Annotated in this window: 22 protein-coding genes; 2 read left to right on the top strand and 20 right to left on the bottom strand. The window is 36.1% G+C overall.

Annotated features, from left to right (window positions below; translation table 11 throughout):
• Nucleotides 1-24: 24 nt before the first annotated feature.
• Complete coding sequence (locus MSWAN_RS08730) at nt 25-1,101, top strand: ATPase (RefSeq protein WP_013826279.1); 1,077 nt, start codon at nt 25-27, stop codon at nt 1,099-1,101.
• Here the strand turns inward: MSWAN_RS08730 and MSWAN_RS12510 are convergent.
• Nucleotides 1,098-1,217 carry a DUF3096 domain-containing protein gene (locus MSWAN_RS12510; RefSeq protein WP_013826278.1) on the bottom strand — a complete coding sequence of 40 codons (120 nt, stop codon included), beginning with the start codon at nt 1,215-1,217 and terminating at the stop codon, nt 1,098-1,100. The genes MSWAN_RS08730 and MSWAN_RS12510 overlap by 4 nt on opposite strands.
• A 60-nt stretch (nt 1,218-1,277) precedes the next feature.
• Here MSWAN_RS12510 and MSWAN_RS08725 point away from each other — a divergent pair, with 60 nt between their 5' ends.
• Nucleotides 1,278-1,469 carry a hypothetical protein gene (locus tag MSWAN_RS08725; RefSeq protein ID WP_048188055.1) on the top strand — a complete coding sequence of 64 codons (192 nt, stop codon included), beginning with the start codon at nt 1,278-1,280 and terminating at the stop codon, nt 1,467-1,469.
• A 216-nt stretch (nt 1,470-1,685) separates the two neighbouring features.
• Here the strand turns inward: MSWAN_RS08725 and MSWAN_RS08720 are convergent, their stop codons facing one another.
• The 19 genes from MSWAN_RS08720 to thrC form a co-directional block, all read right to left on the bottom strand.
• The gene (locus MSWAN_RS08720) at nt 1,686-1,976 is read right to left on the bottom strand and encodes a zinc ribbon domain-containing protein (RefSeq protein WP_013826276.1); all 291 of its coding nucleotides are present in this window, start codon (nt 1,974-1,976) and stop codon (nt 1,686-1,688) included.
• A 304-nt stretch (nt 1,977-2,280) separates the two neighbouring features.
• The gene (gene argH / locus MSWAN_RS08715) at nt 2,281-3,711 is read right to left on the bottom strand and encodes an argininosuccinate lyase (protein ID WP_013826275.1); all 1,431 of its coding nucleotides are present in this window, start codon (nt 3,709-3,711) and stop codon (nt 2,281-2,283) included.
• A 149-nt stretch (nt 3,712-3,860) separates the two neighbouring features.
• On the bottom strand, nt 3,861-4,025 hold the full coding sequence (locus tag MSWAN_RS08710; protein ID WP_013826274.1) for a 30S ribosomal protein S27ae: 165 nt from the start codon (nt 4,023-4,025) through the stop codon (nt 3,861-3,863).
• Nucleotides 4,026-4,074: 49 nt separating this feature from the next.
• Nucleotides 4,075-4,380 (bottom strand): 30S ribosomal protein S24e, encoded by a 306-nt coding sequence (locus MSWAN_RS08705; protein ID WP_013826273.1) that lies wholly within the window; start codon nt 4,378-4,380, stop codon nt 4,075-4,077.
• 3 nt (nt 4,381-4,383) lie between these two features.
• Nucleotides 4,384-4,896 (bottom strand): GTP-dependent dephospho-CoA kinase family protein, encoded by a 513-nt coding sequence (locus MSWAN_RS08700; RefSeq protein ID WP_013826272.1) that lies wholly within the window; start codon nt 4,894-4,896, stop codon nt 4,384-4,386.
• Entirely contained in the window at nt 4,896-5,078 is a 183-nt protein-coding gene (spt4, locus tag MSWAN_RS08695; protein ID WP_013826271.1) for a transcription elongation factor subunit Spt4, read from the bottom strand. Before spt4 ends, MSWAN_RS08700 begins: the two co-directional genes overlap by 1 nt.
• On the bottom strand, nt 5,079-5,663 hold the full coding sequence (locus MSWAN_RS08690; protein ID WP_173361662.1) for a DNA-directed RNA polymerase: 585 nt from the start codon (nt 5,661-5,663) through the stop codon (nt 5,079-5,081).
• Nucleotides 5,664-5,827: 164 nt separating this feature from the next.
• Nucleotides 5,828-6,346: an inorganic diphosphatase gene (locus MSWAN_RS08685; RefSeq protein WP_013826269.1), complete on the bottom strand. Its 519-nt coding sequence runs from the start codon at nt 6,344-6,346 to the stop codon at nt 5,828-5,830.
• Nucleotides 6,347-6,556: 210 nt separating this feature from the next.
• A complete protein-coding gene (locus MSWAN_RS08680; RefSeq protein WP_013826268.1) occupies nt 6,557-6,928 on the bottom strand; it encodes a type II toxin-antitoxin system VapC family toxin in 372 nt (123 codons plus the stop codon).
• A 30-nt stretch (nt 6,929-6,958) separates the two neighbouring features.
• Complete coding sequence (locus MSWAN_RS08675; protein WP_013826267.1) at nt 6,959-8,185, bottom strand: translation initiation factor IF-2 subunit gamma; 1,227 nt, start codon at nt 8,183-8,185, stop codon at nt 6,959-6,961.
• 16 nt (nt 8,186-8,201) lie between these two features.
• A complete protein-coding gene (locus MSWAN_RS08670; protein WP_013826266.1) occupies nt 8,202-8,579 on the bottom strand; it encodes a 30S ribosomal protein S6e in 378 nt (125 codons plus the stop codon).
• Nucleotides 8,580-8,702: 123 nt separating this feature from the next.
• Nucleotides 8,703-10,490, bottom strand: coding sequence for a translation initiation factor IF-2 (infB, locus tag MSWAN_RS08665; protein ID WP_013826265.1), 1,788 nt, complete (start codon nt 10,488-10,490; stop codon nt 8,703-8,705).
• A gap of 174 nt (nt 10,491-10,664) precedes the next feature.
• A complete protein-coding gene (gene ndk, locus MSWAN_RS08660; protein ID WP_013826264.1) occupies nt 10,665-11,123 on the bottom strand; it encodes a nucleoside-diphosphate kinase in 459 nt (152 codons plus the stop codon).
• Nucleotides 11,120-11,281, bottom strand: coding sequence for a 50S ribosomal protein L24e (locus MSWAN_RS08655; RefSeq protein WP_013826263.1), 162 nt, complete (start codon nt 11,279-11,281; stop codon nt 11,120-11,122). The genes ndk and MSWAN_RS08655 overlap by 4 nt, the downstream gene beginning before the upstream one ends.
• Before the next feature lie 17 nt (nt 11,282-11,298).
• A complete protein-coding gene (locus MSWAN_RS08650) occupies nt 11,299-11,505 on the bottom strand; it encodes a 30S ribosomal protein S28e (protein WP_013826262.1) in 207 nt (68 codons plus the stop codon).
• Between the two features lie 81 nt (nt 11,506-11,586).
• Nucleotides 11,587-11,958, bottom strand: a complete 372-nt coding sequence (gene rpl7ae / locus MSWAN_RS08645) for a 50S ribosomal protein L7Ae (RefSeq protein ID WP_013826261.1) — start codon at nt 11,956-11,958, stop codon at nt 11,587-11,589.
• A 731-nt stretch (nt 11,959-12,689) separates the two neighbouring features.
• Entirely contained in the window at nt 12,690-13,289 is a 600-nt protein-coding gene (locus tag MSWAN_RS08640) for a TMEM175 family protein (RefSeq protein WP_013826260.1), read from the bottom strand.
• Nucleotides 13,290-13,700: 411 nt separating this feature from the next.
• Complete coding sequence (locus MSWAN_RS08635; protein ID WP_013826259.1) at nt 13,701-13,904, bottom strand: histone family protein; 204 nt, start codon at nt 13,902-13,904, stop codon at nt 13,701-13,703.
• Nucleotides 13,905-14,138: 234 nt separating this feature from the next.
• Complete coding sequence (gene thrC, locus MSWAN_RS08630) at nt 14,139-15,338, bottom strand: threonine synthase (protein WP_013826258.1); 1,200 nt, start codon at nt 15,336-15,338, stop codon at nt 14,139-14,141.
• Nucleotides 15,339-15,558: the final 220 nt, after the last annotated feature.

Raw genomic sequence — 15,558 nt, 5'->3', positions numbered from 1 at the left:
ATATACACTTATTGGAGATTACTTATGAAAAGAGAAGTTGATGACATCGTACAATCATTAAAAAAACTTTTAAAACCAGTTGTTGAAGATGAGTGCACAGCTGATGATATTGATCTGAACTTATGGGATGAAATTGGTATTTCCCTTGAAAAGGTGATATTTGACAGTGAAAACAGAAACCTGGTTATAATAACACCCGACCGGCCTGAAAAGTCTGCAGTGATAGGAAAAGGAGGATGGGTTGTGGGACGTCTTAGGGAGGAGCTTGGTGTGAATTCAATCCATGTTGAGGCCAATTCAGACATTTTAGTCAGAAAATACAGGATGGAACTTGCATCCAAGAGACTTGCAGAGATCTTACCCTCATTCAATGAAGATGATAAATATCCACTTGAAAATTTACAGGATCTCCTGAATCAAAGAATAGAAAATGTATACTTTGCAAATTCTCTTTTAAAGGGTATTTTAAACGATTCAGAAAAACCCAAAAAGGAGTCTCAAACCCACAGGGCAATAGTTGCACTTTCCGGCGGTGTTGACAGCAGTTCATCCCTCATAATTGCGAAGATTTTGGGTTTCAACCCCATTGCAGTTACTGTAAACCCCGGAGAGATCGTACTTCCCAAACATTTCCAGAAAAATGTTGAAAACCTGTCTAAGCTGCTCGATGTTGAACACGAATACATAAATGTGGATATGTCATCTGTTATAGAAAATGCACTTGAAGGAAAAATCCATCCCTGTGGCAGATGTTCTGGAACCATTGAGGAAGCCCTAATGGATCATACAAAGCAATTGAAAATCTCATTTTTGATATTTGGAGATTTTTTATCCACCGGTGCGCAGTCAATCCTGTTTAAAGAAGGTGTTTGGAGAATCAACATGCCTGCAATGCTTTCTGCAACAAAGGGTGAAACTAAAGGACTTGCTGGTCGTTACGGTATCAAAAGTGCTGGTGGTTATGGCTGTCCTCTTATAAATGAGGTGCATAAAAGGCACGCTCATATGAGCAGGTTTTCAATACAGAGAGTTCTAAGAGAAACTAGGGCTGGTGTACTGGAGCCTGGCGAGGCACTTGGCCTTATAATGAGGTCTATTTAAACCCTTTTGAGCAATTCCATTACTCCGTATATTATAAGGAAAATTCCAACCAGATATCCCACAAGTTGAGGGTATATCAACATTAAAATACCCAAAATTATTGCGATTATTCCCATTAATTCTCGGTTTGTATCTTGCATAAACCTATATTTTGTCTTATGATCTATATAGATATTATGAAAACCAAAAAGTTCTGCCCCAACTGTGGCTCAACCAATATAAAATGGGTCATACCACAAAACTGGTCCATGTGGAGATGTTACGACTGTGGATATTACGGCGCAGTTGTAATTGAGGATGGAGAAATGGCCTGTGAGATTAGGAAAGATTATTTGAAGAAGCACGAAGAAAAAGAAAACGAGAAATGAGTTCTAAAAAAAGAATGAGTTACAATATACGAATCAAAAAAGAGAACAATTTAGAAAACGAGTGACTCCAGAAGAAGAAACTTCAATAAGAAAAACGAATTCTAAGAAGATTTTCAAAACGAATGATTTCAAAAAAAAATAATTTCTAAAGATATGAATCTTCGCGTTATAATGGGTAATAAATGCTTTTTTAATCACTTTTAATAAAAACTTTTTTTAAATAACCTTATTGATAAACGCCCAAACAATTATCATCACTACAAATAGAACTAACGTAACCTCAATGAATTTTTTTCCACGCTTCTTAACAGACTGTTCTGGACGCGTATAAAGGTATATCTCAGGTAAAAGTGCCAATAAAAAGACAAAGGGCATAATAAATCCAATTACTATTCCTACTATTGAAAGGGTGTTAGCGCGAGGATAACTCTCTTTAATCAAACAGCCACATTTCTGGCAGTGAGGGGCATATTCAGGATTTTCAGCTTCACATTTCGGGCATTTCATTCTTTTCCTCCTAACTCGTTTTAAAAAACTAATTATCCTATTTAATATTTAACTTTTATTATTTAGATTGTATCAAAACTAAAAAGTTTATAAGAGAATTAAACTCCTAAAAAAGAAATTTAAATTTATTTTAGCAAAAAAAGCAAGATATCAAATAGGAATATTAAATGGTTTAGTAAAATAATTTAAAATGAATAAATTTTCATAAAAATTGTTTAAATTAGTAAAAAACAAAAGTAAAAATTAAAAGAATTTCTAAGATAACTAGTAAAATATAATGAAAATTAATAAAATAATTATTTATCTAAAATAATTTAATATCTATTTTTTTACCAGATTCTCCTTCAATAAACTCCCTTAAATGTGAAATTACTTCATCAACGGCTTCAGGTGATGATCCGCCTATAACTTTACGCGTTTTTATAACTTCATAGGGATCCAGGGCTTTTTTCACAAGTTCTTCACTGATACCAAGGGGTTTTCCTCGTATTTCCACTGAAACTTCATCTAAAAATTCAGAATCAATTTCTCCAGGTTTCATTCCCTTGTCAATGGCCTCATTAACGGTTCTTCCAACGATCTGATGGGCTACACGGAATGGCATGTTTTTTTCACGCACCATAAGGTCTGCAAGTTCCGTTGCAGTTGAGAAGTTTGCCTTTGCAAGTTCAAGTCCACGTTCTTTTTTAAACGTTATTGATGTCAGCATGTCACATGTGATATTCAGCATGGAACGTGCAGTATCAACGGCACCCCATAGGTGAGGTGTCACTTCTTGAAGGTCTCTATTGTAGCTATGTGGTAGTGCCTTCAAAATAGTCATAATTGTAACAAGTTCCCCATATATTACACCAGTTTTTGACCGTGCAATCTCTGCAACGTCAGCGTTCTTTTTCTGGGGCATTATGGATGATGTGGATGAGTATTCATTTGCCATCTCGATCATTGCGAACTCGTAGGTGCTCCAGATTATCATTTCCTCGCATATCTTGCTGAGGTTTGATGCAAGCATGGAAAGAGTGAAAACAGTTTCTGCCATGAAATCCCTTGAGCTTACAGCATCTATGGAGTTTTCCATGAGTCTCTCGAACCCTAAAAGTTCTCTGGTCCTCTCACGGTTTATTGGAAAACTTGTGGTTGTCATGGCCGCAGCACCTAACGGGCACATATCAACACGTTTTTTAGCATCTGCAATCCTTTCATAGTCCCGCCTTAACTCGTTTGCATATGCAAGGAGGTGGTGGGCGAAGGTTGTTGGCTGGGCATGTTGAAGATGTGTATATCCAACCATAACGGTTTCTTTATTCTCCGATGCCATGTCAAGGATTTTTTCTATGAATTTAAGGAGATCCTCTTCAATTTCACTGATTTCTTCTTTCAAAACAAGTCTTAGGTCTGTTGCAACCTGGTCGTTTCTCGACTTGGCAGTGTGCATGAACCCTGCAACTTCCCCGATCTTTTCGGTGACGTAGTTTTCAAGGGCCATGTGTATATCCTCAACAGAAGGGTCGAGATTTAAGGCTTCAATGCCCTCAGATTCAAGCATGTGAAGGGCGCCTACTATTTTATCAGCATCTTCTGCAGGTATTATTTTTTGTTCTTTGAGCATGGTGGTATGGGCAATGTTACACTTGATGTCTGCCCAAAATATTCTTTTGTCAAATTCCATCGAGGATGTGAATGTTGCAGCATCGCTCGTCATTTTGCCTTTAAGTCTTCCAGATCTAAGATTCAATAAAATTCCACCTGAATGAGTTTTTTAAATTAAAATTCATTAGTTAAAATTCAATTATTTATTAGTTAAGATTCAATTAAAATTAAAATAGTTGGTTCATGAAGTTAATTTAAAGTTTAACTCCACTCTTCCGTATTATAGTATAAAAATTATTTTTTAGCGTCTTTACCTTTCCACTGGGTGTAACCGCATTTTCCGCAAGCGTAACGGTCTCCGTGGTCAGCCATGAAAACCCCGTGTGAACATCTAACACATTCAGGATTTTTTCTTACGAGTTTATTATCTTTAACTTCGTAGAGTTCGTATTTTTTCATCATTACTCCTCCAATTTCTTGATTAAGTTGGATTGTCATCCAACTTATCTTAAGCTTCCTCTTTAGTTTCCTTTTCAGGCTCTTTGTTTTTTGCTAAAACGTGTTCTTTTTCTATTTTAGCTAAACTTTCCTCTGAATCGTAGAGTTTTGCATATCCGTCTGCTTTACCTTCACCGTAGGATGGTTTGACTTTGTCCACCACTAAAAGGTTTTTATCTACATCTAAAAGTGCTACAAGCCTGTTTTTTACATCTAAAATTTTAGGAGTAGCCTCTCCTTGGTATATGCAGTCAAAGTGTATTTCAGTTCTGTTTAAAAGCGGATTTTCGATTTTTTCGTTTACATTGATATCCATAATTTATGCCTCCTCTAACTTTTTGATTAGGTTTTCTGCAATTTTTTTAACTTTATCAACTTCACAAAGTACCACACCTTCTCCGGGTTGGCCATAAAATATTATGGAACCAGATGGGGCCATAATTGCACATGGAATAACAGCAAGGTCTTCTTCACCTTCAACGATGATTAAAACTTTATATCCTTCATTTTCAATCAAGTTGAAAGATTTTTCAATTGTATTTTGAAGTTCGTCTGTTATGGTTCCTGCGGGGTTTTTTGCTTTTAATGTGATGTTATCGTAATATATTTCGTTTTCTGATGGTTTCCTTTCAATTTTATTATCAACGATGCCCATATCCGGGATAATATCCGCATCCAGCATGTTCTGCGTTGTGACATCGCCGATGGAAATTATGACACCATCGTCACCAAGCGATTCTTTTAAAGGTTCTTCTGTATCAGCTATTGATGGATAAATCTTTCCAAAAGGTTTTTTAAATTCTGATCTCAGTTCCTTTTTCAGTACTAACACTATCTAACCCTCAGGGCATATTCTCCAGGAAGGGATATATTAAGTTCCTTTGCAATATCTGAATTTTCAGGATCCACAATTATCAGGAAGCCGCTCCAATTCTTTGAGGAGGGTATATTACAGATCGCACATCTTTCTTCTTCCATGAGTCTGTGGCATCTTGTGCATGCTTTAATAACCATTTATTTTTTCCCCTGCTTGGTAGTCTTCTTAACAGTCTTTTTCTTTCCTTTTTTCTTTTCTTCTTCGATCCATTCGAATTTTCCAAGGCCGGGCTGTCTCATTGTTAAACCTATTTTGGTTTCTTTGGAGGATTTTCCTTTGAGGCTTAATGCAACGATCCTTGCACGGACTTTGTCACCTTCTTCAAGGCTTTTCTTTGATTCTTTACCTAATAAAGCTCCTCTTTTCCCGTCATAGTTTATATAATCGTCTGTAACCTGTGATACGTGCACTAACCCGTCCATTGGTCCCATTCGTACGAATGCTCCGAATTCAGTTATTTCTATGACTTCACCTTCGATGATCTCGTGTAGTTCCGGTTTGAAGGATAGTGCTGTAAACACAACATCATGGTAAGCTGCACCATCGCCCATTATAACGTTTCCAACGCCGATATCTTCAATTTCTTTGACTGTTACCATCAATCCCAGTTTTTTATCTACAGTTCCAACATAGCTTTCATTTAAAAGCTCTACTGCTACGTCGTTTAAGGGTTCTTCAAACCGGCTTGGTGGGATCCTCACAGTGTCTTCTATTTTGGATATTAAATACAACCAAATCCCCCTGATTATGCTTTAATAATATATAAGCAAACATGGATTTAAATTTACTTTATATATTAACAGTTTAATTCTTCTATTTGACCAAGATTTATTTAGAATATTCAATTATCTTCAGTTTATTTATATTTAATTAATCATAATCAACGTTACATTTTGTTGTATAAATCTTTGGAATGTTCTATGGCTTTGAATGCTTGTTCAGCGTTTTCCCATCCGAGAACTTCTGTTTTTTTGCCTTCAAGTTTTTTGTATTCTCTGAAGAAGTGTGCTACTTCATCTAAAAACTGTTTTGGCACATCGCTGATGTCCTTTATGTCCGCACATCTTGGATCGTCCACTGGAACACCTAAAACTTTATCGTCGCTGTCTCCACCATCTATCATTCTCATGACTCCAATTGGTCTGGTTTCGATTACGCAGCCCGGGAATGTTGGCTGATCCATCATGACGAGTATGTCCATTGGGTCTCCATCGTCCCATAGAGTTTGAGGTATTATACCGTACTCTGCAGGATAGTGGAATGGCGAGTAAAGAACCCTGTCAAGTGCGAATGCTTCTTTATCCTTGTCATATTCATATTTGTTCCTTGATCCTTTTGGAATTTCCACAACAGCATATACTACTTCTGCGGATGGTCCTGTTGGTATGTCTTTCCAAAGATTCATCTGATTCCTCCTGTACAAACTATTTTAGAAGATTATTGATTATAAGTTGTTAATTATTAAAGAATTATTCTATTTATAAACTTATTTTACTTGTTAATTATTCTAATTGATATTTTCAAAAAAATATTGGAAAATATTATTCAGAATTACTCTTGTAACTGAATTTATTTTAGCTATTATATTGAAAATATTCTTCTAATTATAAAATGATCAAATGTTTAAATGCCCATCAACAGCAAGATATCTTCTTTGACGAAGATAAACAACATTAATGTTATTTTTTCTTGCTCTGCTTCTTAATTCACGGTCGTTTGTGCATAAAACTTTTTTTGGCGCATTTGATATTCGAAGAAGTGCATCGTCTACAAATTCACCTTTTTCAAGTTCAAGCTCAACAACTTTTATTGGATGGGTTTTTGCGATCTTAAGAGCTATTGATGCTGCAACCTTATTTTTGCCTTTAGATCTATTTTTTACATAGTTAAGTTCCCTTACAACAAATGAGGGAACAACAAGACTGTATGATGGTAGGATTCGCTCAAGTTCGCCTACTATATCAACGTGAAATTGAGCGGGTATCATAAAAAATTTGCATCAAGAATTGCTTCGAGATTATTTGATGATACCATATCCTATTAACCTCCATCTTGCCCCTACACGTCTGCTAAGTGCGACCCTCTGGCCTTCCTCAGCGCATACAGGTAGTTTGAGTTTAACTTCAACTTCTTTTTTCCTTGCACTTGTAACCACACCAATGGTTGTTGATGTGCCTATGTTTATCATGAGAGGTTCTGTTGATTTTATAGGGTCAACTACACGCTCATCTTTTGTACCAACCACTCTTTCGAGGAGCTGTGTTTTCATGGTGAACTCGTGCATAATTGGTGGAAGTGTTCCAGGTTTGCCTGCAACGGATCCTGAAAGTGAATCAGCTTTTGTTAAGGACGGATCCAGTTTTGTACCGACACCTATAAGTCCTCCAGGACCGACTTCTTCAACAGATTCATCTGCTGCATTAAGACCTACGATCTCGGAATGTAAGCTCATCCATTCGGTTTTACCCTTCTTTTTAACCTGTATACCAGGTTTTATCTCTATTTCATCTCCGACTTTGAGTTTTCCCTGAACTAATGATCCTCCTATTACCCCACCTTGGATTTTTTCAGGAGAACAGCCTGGTCTGTTGATGTCAAATGACCTTGCAACGTACATCCTGGCAGCTTTTCTTAGGGAACGTCTTGGAGTTTTTATTTTTTCCTGGATAACTTCAATAAGAATATCGATGTTAGCGCCTTGCTGGGCAGATATAGGTATTATTGGTGCATCTTCTGCACATGTTCCCTTAACAAATTCTTTTATTTCGTTGTAACTCTCTATTGCCCTTTCTTTTGTAACAATGTCTATCTTGTTTTGAACAACTATGACTTCTTTGACCCCTATAACGTCAAGTGCCATAAGATGCTCTTTTGTTTGAGGTTGTGGACATGGTTCGTTGGCTGCTATTACAAGAACTGCACCGTCCATTATTGCGGCACCTGATAACATTGTGGCCATGAGTGTTTCGTGTCCAGGTGAATCTACAAAGGATACCTTTCGGATTTCCTGTGTTTCTTTTCCACAGTTGTCGCACACAAGTGCTGTTGTATAGCACTGGGGAGTAGGACATTCTGTGCATCTCCTGAAGGTTATATCTGCATAACCCAACCTTATTGAGATACCCCTTTTAGTCTCCTCACTATGAGTATCTGTCCATATGCCAGATAGGGCCTTTGTCAAGGTTGTTTTACCATGATCAACATGCCCTACAAGCCCTATGTTTATTTCGGACTGTATTTTCACAACTTACACCTAGGTTTTATTCCTTGCTCTCTAGAAGTTCGTTTATATCTTTTTCGCCCTTCTCTGTAACTATTGTGTTTATCTGCACGGTTTCGTCGGATATGGTGTTACCTCTAACGGTTTTTCTTCTGCGCTGTCCGTCTCTTTTTGGTTTAAAACCGATACCGCCAGATAGAAGGCTTTTCATTCTTCTCTGTCCGTCTATATCCTTTTTCATTGGAAAGCCGTTTTTGTCGCTTCCACCGGTTATCTTAACTTTATATCCTGTTAAACCAACTAAAGAGGCATCGAATTCCTCGCCGATCTTTAATCCTATGAGTTTTTTTGACTCTGCAGCTTCAACTTCGATTTGATGGCTGTTTTCGCCTTCTGAAATTACTACTTTAAATGCCAATCTATCTCCTCCATCTTATTCTGGTTTTTTATATTCTATATTATTTATCGTTTTCCATTGTGTGATCCAATGATCGTTACCTGGTTAAATTCATTAATTTATCTATATTTATTAGTAATCCATCTAATATTCTACCCGGAGTCCCCATAAAGAATCTTCTTTTCTCTTTATTTCCACAAGTTCTTCCAGTATCTGAACTTCATCCTCTGTAAGTTTACCTTTAAGGTCTGATTCCAGGATCCTGTAATGGGCTTCAGGTATATCAACGTATAAAACGTCCCCTTCCTCAAAGTCTTTCCCGAAAATGGCGTTTTTTATTGCCATTGCCACTTTCTGTCCCTTTGAGGTTGATGGTTTGTTGTCACCTTTATCCTGCATACTCTCAACTTTGCCAACGTACCCACCATCGTTTCTTATGAGGCTGTAATCCTTTTTTACAGTGCCTCCAATGACTTCTATTCCTGCTATAGCTGGTTTGCTGTGTCTGAAAACGAGTTTTGGAATTATTCTTATTTTTGCAGGTTTTATTATTGCATCGAGCCATTCCTTTCTTTTTCGCTCTTCTGCAGCCTCTATCCATTCCTGATAATCTTCTGTAAGTTTGTATATAACATTTGCAGAAAAGAGTTTTAGTCCTGATGCATTTATTTCTTCTAATGCTGATGGAAGTATTTTGACGTTGAATGCTATGATCACACCGTAAAGGGGATTTTCCTTCTGAACAATGGAAGCAGCAACTACATCTCTCCTTGAAACATCCCCTATGTCTGCAACTCTTATGGGCACATCCATATTTTTAAGCATGTTGACGAGGGCTTCAAGAGATCCGAGGGTGTCTGCCTTTACAGTTACCCCAACTTCATCAGTATCTATTTTAATACTCTCAATTTCATTTAGAATTTCTTCTTTAACCCTTTCGAAATCTTTAGTTGCGACTCGCAGTGGTGATCCTGAGATAACATCCTCTATGTTTGGGGCCACTATCTTTATACCTGCAGCTGCAACAACTTCGTCAACCTTCTTGAAGCGTTTTTTAGATTCCCTCATTTCTTCAAGGGGTCTTGGTTTTAGAAGTGACCTGATTTTTGTCTTTATAACTTTGTCAATAGTGGTAAGAACTATTGTATCCTTTTTTTTCAGGATTCCGTCGTATATAACAGCGTCAACAGTTACTCCCAATCCTGTTTCTTCTTTCACTTCAAGTATGGTTCCCTTTGCTGGGGCATCGGTTTCTATTTGAAGTTGCTCCTTAAGATACTGCTGAGCTAGTCCCATTAACATTGTAAGAAGCTCAGCGATTCCTTCACCACTTTTAGCACTTATAGGAATTATACTTATCTGTCTTGCGAAGTTCTCAACCCTATCAAACCTTTCTGATTCAAAACCTTCTTCATGTAGTATCCCAACAAGTTCGTAAACTTTTGTGTCCAGTTTTTCCTGAACGCTTTTTGTTTGTTTAGAATAACTTTTGAGAAATGGAAGACCTTTGTACGTTTCCCAGCCGTGTATTTTGTCCATTTTGTTGGCTGCAACTATGAATGGAGTTTTGCACATTTTAAGAATGTTTAAAGCTTCATAAGTTTGGGGTTTAAATCCCTCGTTGACGTCTACAATAAGAATTGCCAGATCAGCCAGTGCACCTCCCCTTTTACGTAGGGTTGTGAAGGCCTCGTGGCCTGGAGTGTCAATAAAAAATAGTCCTGGTAATGTCTCCTTTATGTCGAGTTGTTTCAGGAAGTCGCCGCAGATATTCTCTATGACTTCCATTGGAATTTCTGTTGCACCGATGTGTTGGGTTATTCCTCCGGCTTCCTTTTGAGCTATGGCACTGCCTCTTATAAAGTCTAAGAGGGTAGTTTTGCCGTGATCTACATGACCTAAAACAGACACTATTGGTGATCTAATCTTCAATTTTATCCTCCAATTAATGTAAAATTCTAAAAATTCTAATTTTGATCCTTCTAATTGAAATTTAAATTCTATAATTCAATTAAATGGAAATAGTAAAGAATCTGATTAAATTAAAATGTGAAAAAGAGCTTTAAAAAAAATCAAGGCTCTTCAATCAACTCTTAATTTGTGGTTCTAAGGTTCTTCATATATTATTTCTTCATCAGGCAGAATGTAATTGCAGATCTCAGAATCTTTGAAAAATAGTGATATTTCTCTTACAGCTGATTCTGTTGAATCTGAAGCGTGTATCATATTCCTACCAGTTTCAATAGCGTAGTCGCCCCTTATTGTCCCCATATCTGCTTCTTTAGGGTTGGTGGCTCCTACCATTTTCCTTATAAGACTGATACATTCTCCACCTTCAATGACCATTGCAAGCACTGGGCCTGATGTTATGTAGTCAACAAGGTCTTTGAAAAAGGGTTTTTCAGCGTGTTCTGCGTAGTGTTTCTCTGCAAGTTCTTTGTTTATGACCATCATTTTAGTGGCCACAACTTTGAGCCCTCGCCTTTCAAACCTGTTTAAAACGTCACCTATGAGTCTTCTTTTGACTGCATCAGGTTTCAGCATTACAAAGCTCCTTTCTCTCATTGTTTAACCCACTTAACCTTTCTTGGAACTCTTCCTAATTTTATTTTATTCTTTTCACATTTACTGCTGCAGAAGAAATAGACTGTACCATCCTTTTTAACGTACATCTTTCCTGTGCCTTCTTCAATTTCTTCTCCACAGAATGAACATGTTCTCATATTAAACACCTATCTGCCTATGGGGTACGTATTTCCTTGGCTTCCCTTATAGTATCCAGCAACATTAAAACGTCGCCTTCTCTTATTGCGCCCATGACGTTTCTGGTTAATATTCTACCTTTGTCTCTTCCATCAAGTATTCTACATTTTACCTGCATGACTTCCCCAGTCATTCCAGTTCTTTTTAGAACCTCAATCACTTCAGCAGGAGTTGCTTCTCCCATATAATCACCTTCAGTTAAAATGAGAAAGGTCAAGTATAAACTTTACAGTTTATTCATGCCTTCCATTTTGTAAAAATAGTTCTATTTTTTGAGTTCTTCGACTTTCTCAACAATGTCGTTGATTAAATCTTCAGCTTCACCGGCATCTGTTATACATGCAGATGCTGTACCAACGTTAAGTCCTGCTGCTTCTCCTAACTCGTCTTTTGTTGCAATGTAAACGTAAGGAATCTCTTTTTCTTCAGCAAGTACTGGTAAATGAGCTACTATTTCTGGTGGCTGAATATCTTCAGCTATGAATACGAGTAGTGCGTTGCCTCTTTCTATGGCTTTAGTTACCTCGTTAGTTCCTTTACCTATTTTACCTGTGTCTCTTGCTATTTCTAAAGCCTCGTAGGCTTTGTCAGCTATTTCTTTTGGTACATCAAATTTTACATAAATTGCTTTTGCCATTTAATTACCTCCTTTTTCATCTGGGTTTTAACCATCCATCGGCAGATCTTACTTTTTATATTCTAAATATATAAAAGTTGTCGATCAGCAAATGACTTGAATGAATTTTTAATAAATCAAATTCTAATTTCAAAACTCATTTAAACTAATAAATAATTTTCAGAAGTTCAAAATTAGCTTATTAAATGTTTCATCATCATAGTATATATACTTTCTTTCATGTCTCTAGATGCTGATTAAACATATCACTGGCATACTTCTTATTCTTTGTGGAGTAACAGTTCTTAATATCATTAAATCATTAAACTGTCAGTTTTTAGATTTTTTTGGGTTTAATTTTTCTCAGTTTTAGAGAAACGAATCTGGAAATTTGACATCGAAATTTGATATTATAATACTAAAATTCATGATAAATTCTATTGAAATATCTTATACTTTTTCCTGGTTTTATACTTTTTTTCCTGTCATTTGAACTTGGTGCTGTTTTTTTCTATCCGTTTCATCTAAAAAGGGTCTAAAAAAGGTTGGTTATTTCAAAAAAATTCTCCCTGTAACCAAAATGTTCATGTGGAATTAATTTAATCTTTATAAGTACTATTAATAATGGAACTCAATGAATTTTCTTTTATATTGTTCTTTAATAGTGCCCTTAAAAGAAATTTATCATTAGATAATGTATTCATGTTTACATTTTTCCACATTATACTCTTGTCGTATGATTTTTAATATTATCAGATAAATTTCTCTAATAAAAGGATTAAATAAATCATACCACTCCATGTTGGAGTTAAAAATGACAAGATAATGGCTATTGATGATACTCCCAGAAAGAGGATGCAGGTCCTTTTTATACTCTCACTTTTCTGTTTGGTTATCTTTTTACTGACCAATCCTTTTTTAGTTGCATAATGCCAGCTTAAATAGAGGAAAAATGCAATTCCTAAGAGATTTAGATTGAATATGATTTGGGATATCGCGTAGCCGCCGTAGGTTCCAGTTAAATCTGTTGAGAAAGGAACTGTGACAATGAACAAAAGCCATATAATATTAATCCACAAATACACATCATCCACATGTTTTATGTAGTGCAACTGTCTGTGGTTGGCTACCCAAAACATTGCAAGAAGAATGAAGCTCAAAACGAAACTAAAAAATGGAGAAATTATGGTGTAAAGTGATTGTTGAATGGTTACATTTGATATTTGTCCTGATATATGGGGTACTCCTATACTCAAAACTAAAAGGGTCATTGCTATAGCAAAAATACCATCTATAAGGGCTTCCATACGGTTACTGGTCATGAAATTATCGGATTCTTCAAAATTATTCATTTAATCTCCTCTTAATAATTATATTATAAAATATTTGGTTTGAAGGTTTATATGTTTATTGTAGAAACCTAACGCTGTAAAATACTTTTTTATCCCCAATTTTCATACGAAAATAAAAGTTTAACGATAAAATCTATTGTTTATTAAAACTGTTTCATTTTAAATAATCTTTTATTTAAAAATAACAAAATGAAAATTTAGTTGAGAGTGTTTTAAATAAAACAATTTAGATAAATAACTTTAAAAATCACTTTAAATCTTTATTTTAAAGTTTTTTTAGTTTTTAATACAAGTAAAAATATCATAAAATGGTCCATTAATATGATATAATCTATTAAAATAATCCCTTAAAATAAGCCTTAAATAACAGTAATTATATTTAAAAAGAAAAAAAGAAAAGGAAAAACTTATCTAGCGACCTTTAACAGCCATTTCAATATCTGATGCTTTGATTGTTTTCCTTCCGGCGTGTTTTGCAAGTTTAACAGCCTGTGAGGATATTTCCTCACCCTTCTCTTCTAATACTTTTGCTAGAGCAGCTCTAGCGTCGTCACTTACTCTTTCTGCACCTGCATTTTTTATTATTCTTCCTATTGGAGCAACTGGTAATTCCATATTTAACCACCTCATTTTCTATATTTGTTATTATACACTGTTGCTGTACTGTCATATATATTTATCGTTTTTTTGAGGTGTTTTTCGGTGATTTATATGCTGTTGAGTCATGTCATGGTGATCCATATGATCTTGGGTCAGCCCATTACAAATCGTGTGGTATTGGGACATTCATAAAAAATTAGGATATAAATATAGTTCAGATTTACTTCAAAAAAAATATGGGGAAGCCCATTACTTACCAGTAATAATACTTAAAAGGGCATTAATATCTGCATCAACCTCAACAGGTTTTACACATGCATCTATTGCTGTGTTGGGATCCTTTAACAAGTGTCCTGTGACAACACAAACGATTTGTTCTCCCTTATCTATTGAGCCAGTCTCAACAAGCTTTTTAAGACCTGCAATGGATGCTGCGGATGCCGGCTCCACGCCTATTCCCTCTGTTCTTGCAAGGAGTTTCTGTGCGCTTAAGATTTCATCGTCTGTAACTGTTTCAGCAAGCCCATCAGAATCATATATGGCTCTTAAGGCTTTAACTGAGCTTACAGGTGCTCCGATCCTTATGGCTGTTGCAATGGTCTCTGGGTTTTCAACTGGTACAATTTCATTTTTACCTGCACGTACAGCGTTGGCTATGGGTGCAGCACCTTCTGCCTGAATACCTGTCATCATTGGAAGATCATTAATAAAACCTGCTTCGTAGAATTCTTTTACACCTTTCCATATTGCAGATATGTTGCCGGCATTTCCAACGGGTAATATTATCCTATCAGGTGATTTCCATCCCAAATCATCAACTATCTCAAATCCAATGGATTTTTGCCCTTCAAGTCGGAAGGGGTTTATGGAGTTCAGGAGGTATAATTTTCCCTGAAGTGCGAGGGCTGTTATGGCTTCAAGTGCCTCGTCAAAGTTTCCTTTTATGGATATTACCTCTGCACCGTGGAACATTGCCTGGGCAAGCTTTCCGAGTGCAACCTTTCCAGAGGGTAAAAGTACAATGCATCGTTTTCCTGCTCTTGTTGCGTAAGCTGCAAGGGATGCTGATGTGTTACCTGTTGATGCACATCCAACTGTGTCCACACCCAGTTCCATGGCTTTTGTTATCCCAACACTCATTCCTCTATCTTTAAAGCTTCCTGTTGGGTTTGATCCTTCTACTTTTACGTATAATTCTACTCCAAGTTCATCTCCGAGTTTCTGGCATTTACAGAAGGGTGTTCCCCCTTCTTCAAGGCTTACTATCTTTGACTCGTCCACTGGCATGAACTCTTTGTACTTCCACATGGTTGATTTTCTACACTCAAAAACGTCCTTTGAAACGTCTGGTCTGAGCGGTACAACTTCTAATATTGATCCACACTTTGGGCATGTGTATATTATCTCATCTAGGCCGTATTCTGCGCCGCATGATATGCATCTTATCATTATTTCACCTATTATCTGTTAATTTAGGTATTTACTTTATATGTTTATTTCATTGATTTGACTAGTTTTTATCCAATGTATTTCATTTGGATAATTTTTCACAGATTTTAATTCATTTAGCTGAACTTTGTATCAACTGATTTTGTTTAGATAATTCTATATCACTATATTTTAGTTTTAGATAATATAAAAATTTAAATTCTAAAATTATTAAGAATTC

Origin of the sequence: Methanobacterium paludis, from assembly GCF_000214725.1 — an archaeon.
In the GTDB taxonomy this organism is placed as follows: domain Archaea; phylum Methanobacteriota; class Methanobacteria; order Methanobacteriales; family Methanobacteriaceae; genus Methanobacterium_C; species Methanobacterium_C paludis.
This window is presented reverse-complemented; position numbering and strand designations above follow the sequence as displayed.

Excerpts from the sequence above, each read along its gene's own strand:
- MSWAN_RS08730 (WP_013826279.1), top strand. The coding sequence starts at position 25 with ATGAAAAGAGAAGTTGATGACATCGTACAATCATTAAAAAAACTTTTA.
- MSWAN_RS12510 (WP_013826278.1), bottom strand. The coding sequence starts at position 1,217 with ATGGGAATAATCGCAATAATTTTGGGTATTTTAATGTTGATATACCCT.
- MSWAN_RS08725 (WP_048188055.1), top strand. The coding sequence starts at position 1,278 with ATGAAAACCAAAAAGTTCTGCCCCAACTGTGGCTCAACCAATATAAAA.
- MSWAN_RS08720 (WP_013826276.1), bottom strand. The coding sequence starts at position 1,976 with ATGAAATGCCCGAAATGTGAAGCTGAAAATCCTGAATATGCCCCTCAC.
- MSWAN_RS08710 (WP_013826274.1), bottom strand. The coding sequence starts at position 4,025 with ATGAAAAAATACGAACTCTACGAAGTTAAAGATAATAAACTCGTAAGA.
- MSWAN_RS08705 (WP_013826273.1), bottom strand. The coding sequence starts at position 4,380 with ATGGATATCAATGTAAACGAAAAAATCGAAAATCCGCTTTTAAACAGA.
- spt4 (WP_013826271.1), bottom strand. The coding sequence starts at position 5,078 with ATGGTTATTAAAGCATGCACAAGATGCCACAGACTCATGGAAGAAGAA.
- MSWAN_RS08685 (WP_013826269.1), bottom strand. The coding sequence starts at position 6,346 with ATGAATCTTTGGAAAGACATACCAACAGGACCATCCGCAGAAGTAGTA.
- MSWAN_RS08680 (WP_013826268.1), bottom strand. The coding sequence starts at position 6,928 with ATGATACCCGCTCAATTTCACGTTGATATAGTAGGCGAACTTGAGCGA.
- ndk (WP_013826264.1), bottom strand. The coding sequence starts at position 11,123 with ATGAGAGAAAGGAGCTTTGTAATGCTGAAACCTGATGCAGTCAAAAGA.
- MSWAN_RS08655 (WP_013826263.1), bottom strand. The coding sequence starts at position 11,281 with ATGAGAACATGTTCATTCTGTGGAGAAGAAATTGAAGAAGGCACAGGA.
- MSWAN_RS08650 (WP_013826262.1), bottom strand. The coding sequence starts at position 11,505 with ATGGGAGAAGCAACTCCTGCTGAAGTGATTGAGGTTCTAAAAAGAACT.
- rpl7ae (WP_013826261.1), bottom strand. The coding sequence starts at position 11,958 with ATGGCAAAAGCAATTTATGTAAAATTTGATGTACCAAAAGAAATAGCT.
- MSWAN_RS08640 (WP_013826260.1), bottom strand. The coding sequence starts at position 13,289 with ATGAATAATTTTGAAGAATCCGATAATTTCATGACCAGTAACCGTATG.
- MSWAN_RS08635 (WP_013826259.1), bottom strand. The coding sequence starts at position 13,904 with ATGGAATTACCAGTTGCTCCAATAGGAAGAATAATAAAAAATGCAGGT.
- thrC (WP_013826258.1), bottom strand. The coding sequence starts at position 15,338 with ATGATAAGATGCATATCATGCGGCGCAGAATACGGCCTAGATGAGATA.